At 72.1% G+C, this 5,193-nt stretch carries 4 protein-coding genes and 2 pseudogenes; 5 read left to right on the forward strand and 1 reads right to left on the reverse strand.

The features are described from left to right. The 3 genes and pseudogenes from AB0J68_RS26715 to AB0J68_RS26725 all read left to right on the forward strand — a co-directional run. Positions 1 to 490, forward strand: a pseudogene (locus AB0J68_RS26715) (hypothetical protein); the annotation flags it as partial. Between the two features lie 22 nt (positions 491 to 512). Further along, complete coding sequence (locus AB0J68_RS26720; protein WP_363941049.1) at positions 513 to 1,817, forward strand: acyltransferase; 1,305 nt, start codon at positions 513 to 515, stop codon at positions 1,815 to 1,817. Between the two features lie 37 nt (positions 1,818 to 1,854). Further along, positions 1,855 to 2,826, forward strand: coding sequence for a DNA primase small subunit domain-containing protein (locus tag AB0J68_RS26725; protein WP_363941052.1), 972 nt, complete (start codon positions 1,855 to 1,857; stop codon positions 2,824 to 2,826). Between the two features lie 15 nt (positions 2,827 to 2,841). On the opposite strand, the gene AB0J68_RS26730 is transcribed toward AB0J68_RS26725, so the two are convergent. Beyond that, positions 2,842 to 3,285, reverse strand: coding sequence for an Lrp/AsnC family transcriptional regulator (locus AB0J68_RS26730; protein WP_234587152.1), 444 nt, complete (start codon positions 3,283 to 3,285; stop codon positions 2,842 to 2,844). A 136-nt stretch (positions 3,286 to 3,421) separates the two neighbouring features. Between AB0J68_RS26730 and pdhA the strand changes: the two genes are divergently transcribed. Together pdhA and AB0J68_RS26740 are read left to right on the forward strand one after the other, a co-directional pair. Further along, positions 3,422 to 4,621, forward strand: coding sequence for a pyruvate dehydrogenase (acetyl-transferring) E1 component subunit alpha (gene pdhA / locus AB0J68_RS26735; protein WP_355067827.1), 1,200 nt, complete (start codon positions 3,422 to 3,424; stop codon positions 4,619 to 4,621). Next, positions 4,618 to 5,193, forward strand: a pseudogene (locus tag AB0J68_RS26740) (alpha-ketoacid dehydrogenase subunit beta); the annotation flags it as partial. The gene pdhA and the pseudogene AB0J68_RS26740, both read left to right, overlap by 4 nt.

The following is a 5,193-nucleotide window of genomic DNA, read 5'->3' on the forward strand; positions in this document are numbered from 1 at the left end:
GGCCGGCGCCGATGACGTTGCCGACCCGCAGCGTGACGCCCTCGATCAGGCCCTGCCGGTCGGCCTCGGCGACCGCCGTGGTGCAGCGCAGCTTGGGGTGGTCGCGGGTCGGCTGCGCGACGCCCAGCGCGCCGGTGAGCGGGCCCGGCTGGAGCTGGCTCCGCTGGGTTCGCGGCGTGACTTCGTCGGCCTCAGCGACGTCGTCGCCGCCGTGCTGCTGGCCGCGACCCGCCCCGGGGCGGCCGGCCACGTGATCAACATCGGTCGGGGGGTGGCCGCCAGCGCGCGTGATATGGTCCAGCTCCTCATCGACGTGAGTGAGGTGCCGACCGACCTGGTCGAGGCGGAACGCACCGGCCCGGCCGAGACGAACTGGCAGCGGCTGGACGTCGGGCTGGCCGCCGAGGTGCTCGGCTGGTCGCCGAGCGAAGATCTGCACACCGAGATGAAGCAGTTGTGGGAGCACGCCGGCGCCGAGGTGCCCGCCTGATGGTCGAGAGGTTCCTGACCGCATGACTACCCCCGCCCTCGTCCGCTCCCGTGGCACGCTCGCCGATCTGCTCTCCGGCCGCAGCAACGGCATCGGGCTGATCCGGCTCTGCCTCGCCGTGGGCGTCGTGTTGTCGCACTCCAAGCCGCTCGGCTTCGGGGCCAACGACCTCGGCTACCACATCACCGGTCGGCAGACCAACGTCGGCACCATGGCCGTGTACGGCTTCTTCGTGCTCTCCGGCCTGCTCATCACCCGCAGCGCCAGGCGTACCGGCATCATCCGCTACGCCTGGCACCGGGCCCTGCGCATCTTCCCCGGGCTCTGGGTCTGCCTGCTGATCACCGCGCTGGTGGTGGCCCCACTGGTGGCGCTGCGCGAGCACGGCACCACCGCCGGCCTCTTCGACAACCCCTGGGACCGCGGCGGCCCGTTGGCCTACCTGCAGGCCAACTGGTGGACCGGTGTCCGTCAGTACGGCATTCAGGACCTGCTCAAGCCGACCACCCCGTGGGGTGAGAAGAGCGGCTCCAGCGTCTTCAACGGCGCCCTGTGGTCGCTCAAGTACGAGATGTTCTGCTACGTCGTGGTGGGCGTCCTGGCGATCACCGCGGTGCTGCGCAACGCCCGCCGGTTCGTGCTGTTCCTGACCGTCGCGCTCTACCTGAGCATCCTGCAGGACTGGGTGAGCTCCGGGCAGTTCAGCGGGCCGGCGTCCACGGCGAGCTGGTCGTTCGACTCGCCCCTGGTGGGCGTGATGAGCTTCCACTACATCGTCTACCTGGGCTTCCTGTTCGCGTTCGGCGCGACGCTGGATCTCTACCGGGAGCGGGTGCCGATCAACGACGCGCTGGGCATCGGCTCGGCCGTGGCGCTGGGGCTGTCCCTGCTCTTCGGCGGCTTCTTCGTCATCGGGCTGCCGGCGTTCGCGTACCTGCTGGTGTGGCTGTCGGTGCGGATGCCGCGCCAGCTGCACTGGGTGGGCCGCAAGAACGACTACTCGTACGGCATCTACATCTACGGGTTCGTCTTCCAGCAGGTGATGGCGAGCCTGGGCTGGAGCCGCTGGGGGTACGTGCCGTTCGCGGCGATGTCGGTCGCGGTCGCCTTCGCCGCCGCGTTCGTGTCGTGGAAGCTCGTCGAGCGGCCGGCTCTGCGGTTGAAGGACTGGACGCCGGGCTTCGTGGCCCGCCGCACGACGCGGACGGTGCCGGTCGAGCAGCAGACCGCGGTGGCCGAGGAGCCACCCGGGACGCAGCCGGTGTCGGTCGGCGGCCCGACGGAGGAACTGCCGCAGCAGCCCGCCACGCTGGTCCCCGGCCGGTAGCCCACCGGGCCCGCCTCCACGTCGTACCCTCGGGGGCGTGGCCACGGCGGCGGAGGAGATCCAGGTGGGGGAGCGGCTGGTCCGCGTCTCCAGCCCCGACAAGCCGTACTTCCCGGAACGCGGACTGACCAAGCTGGACGTGGTCCGCTACTTCCTGGCGGTCGGCGACGGCATCCTGCGGGCGCTGCGCGACCGGCCGACCATGCTGGAACGCTGGCCGCGCGGCGTCTTCGAGGGCGCGACGATCGCCACCCGGCAGACCAACCGCGGTGACGCGTTCTACCAGAAGCGGCTGCCGGCGGGCGCGCCCGCGTGGGTGCGCACGGCGCACATCACCTTCCCCAGCGGCCGGACCGCCGACGAGGTCGCGCCGAGCGAGCTGGCCGTGGTGATCTGGGCCGCCAACCTGGGCACCCTGCGCTTCCACCCGTGGCCGGTGTCCGCCGCCGACGTGGAGCGCCCCGATCAGCTGCGCATCGACCTGGACCCGATGCCCGGCGTGGGCTTCGAGCAGGTGGTGCCGGTGGCCCGGGAGGTGCGGGCGTTCCTCGCCGAGCTGGGCATGACCGGCTATCCGAAGACCACCGGCGGGCGGGGCCTGCACGTCTACCTGTCGATCGAGCCGAGGTGGAGTTTCGGCGAGTGCCGCCGGGCGGTGCTCGCGCTGGGCCTCCAGATGCAGCGCCGGCTGCCGGAGCTGGTCACCACCACCTGGTGGCGGGAGCAGCGGGACCGGCCGGTCTTCGTCGACTACAACCAGATGTCGCGGGACCACACGATGGCGTCGGCGTACTCGATCCGGCCGACGCCTCGGGCGCTCGTGTCGGCGCCGTTGGACTGGGCGGAGCTGGACGACGCCCGTCCGGAGGACTTCGACGTGCTCACCGTGCCGGCCCGGTTCGCCGAGCGCGGCGATCCGCACGCCGGCCTGGACGGGGATCGGCACTCGCTGGAGCCCCTGCTGGAGCTGGCCGACTCCGAGGGTCTGGAGGCCCCGCCGGAGCGGTGACCGGCGAGGCTCGCGCTACTGCCACGGGCTCTGCGTGCCGTCGAACTCCTCGAAGACCAGCCACGACCGCGTCGACAGCACCCCGGCGATGCGCTGCACCCGGTCGAGCACCACGTCGCGCAGGGCGGCGTTGTCCGGCGCCCGAACGAGGGCCAGCACGTCGTGCTCGCCGCTGAGGAGCGCGACGTGCTCGACGTAGCGCACCTGGGCCAGCTCGGCCGACACCTCCCGCCAGGTGTTCTGCTCGATCGTCAACGCCATGTACGCCGACGTGCCCAACCCGGCGGCCTCGGGCGCCACCTGCGCCCGGAAGCCCGTGATCACGCCTTCGCGCAGCAGGCGTTCCACCCGGGCGTACGCGTTGGTGCGCGAGATGTGGATCCGCTCGGCCAGGGTGCGCACCGACGTGCGCCCGTCGCGGACCAGCTCGTCCAGGATCCGCCGGTCGACCTCGTCCATGGCTCGGGCCGATCGTCCCGATCCGGTTCCCCGGCTCGCTCCGTCTCCGTTCTCCTGGCTCACCGACGCGCCTCCCACATGCCAGACGTCCCGCCTTCTGCGTGGATCTTGAGTCAATCATCCGTCAGGCGGAAGCATAGGCTCACCACACGTCCCAGGAGGTCCCGCCGTGACGACCACACCCCAGGCGGTCCGCAGGGCATCCCCGCGCGCCCGTCGGACGGTCACCCCGCCCGACCCGGCGCGCCCGCTGCTGCCGGACGCCGAACCGGTCCGCCTGCTCGATCCGACCGGTACGCCGCTGCCGGCCCGTACCGACTACCCGGAGCCGCCCGTCGAGGCGCTGCGCGAGCTGTACCGCCGGATGGTGCTCGGCCGCCGGTTCGACACCCAGGCGACCGCGCTGACCAAGCAGGGCCGCCTCGCCGTCTACCCGTCGTCGCGGGGCCAGGAGGCGTGCCAGGTCGCCGCCGTGCTCGCCGTCCGCGACACCGACTGGGTGTTCCCCACCTACCGTGAATCGATGGCGCTGGTTGCCCGGGGCATCGACCCGGTCGAGGTGCTCACCCTGCTGCGCGGCGACTGGCACTGCGGTTACGACCCCACCGAGGTACGCACCGCGCCGCAGTGCACCCCGCTCGCCACCCAGTGCGTGCACGCCGCCGGTCTCGCGTACGGCGAGGCGTACCAGGGGCGCGACACGGTGGCGCTGGCCTTCATCGGCGACGGCGCGACCAGCGAGGGCGACTTCCACGAGGGCATCAACTTCGCCGCCGTGTTCAAAGCGCCGGTCGTCTACTTCGTCCAGAACAACCGGTATGCCATCAGCGTCCCGCTGTCGCGGCAGACCGCCGCGCCGTCGCTGGCGTACAAGGGCGTCGGCTACGGGGTGCCCAGCGAGCAGGTCGACGGCAACGACCCGGTCGCGGTGCTCGCCGTGCTGACCCGCGCGGTCGCGCACGCCCGCGCCGGCAACGGGCCGTTCCTGGTGGAGGCGCACACCTACCGGATGGAGCCGCACACCAACGCCGACGACGCCAGCCGCTACCGCGACGGCGCCGAGGTCGACGCCTGGCGCGACCGCGACCCGCTCGCCCGCTTGGAGACGTACCTGCGCGCCCGTGGCGTGCTCGACGACGCGGCGGTCGCCGAGGTCGCCGAGCAGGCCGAGGCGTACGCGGCGGACCTGCGTACCCGGATGAACACCCAGCCCACTGTCGACCCGCTGAGCCTCTTCGACCACGTCTACGCCGAGCCCACCCCGCAGCTCGTCGAGCAGCGCGAGCAGGTCCGCGCCGAGCTGGCCGCCGCGCGCGACGAGGAAAGTGACGACTGATGGCCACCACCATGGCGAAGGCGCTCAACACCGCGCTCGCCGACGCCCTCGCGGCCGACGAGCGAGTCGTCGTCTTCGGCGAGGACGTCGGCCAGCTCGGCGGCGTCTTCCGGATCACCGACGGGCTGCAGGCCCGCTTCGGCGAGAAGCGCTGCTTCGACACCCCGCTCGCGGAGGCCGGCATCGTCGGCTTCGCCGTCGGCCTGGCCATGTCCGGGCTGCGGCCGGTGGTCGAGATGCAGTTCGACGCGTTCGCGTACCCGGCGTTCGAGCAGATCGCCTCGCACGTGGCGAAGCTGCGCAACCGCACCCGGGGCAAGCTCAGCGTGCCGATCGTCATCCGGGTGCCGTACGCCGGCGGCATCGGCGGGGTGGAGCACCACTGCGACTCGTCCGAGGCGTACTACGCGCACACCCCCGGCCTGAAGGTCGTCACCCCGGCGACCGTCGAGGACGCGTACTCGCTGCTGCGTGAGGCGATCGACGATCCCGACCCGGTGGTCTTCATGGAGCCCAAGAAGCTCTACTTCGGCAGCGCCGACGCCGAGCTGCCGGCGCGTACCGAGCCGTTC

Origin of the sequence: Micromonospora sp. NPDC049580, assembly GCF_040675595.1 — a bacterium.
Taxonomy (GTDB): domain Bacteria; phylum Actinomycetota; class Actinomycetes; order Mycobacteriales; family Micromonosporaceae; genus Micromonospora.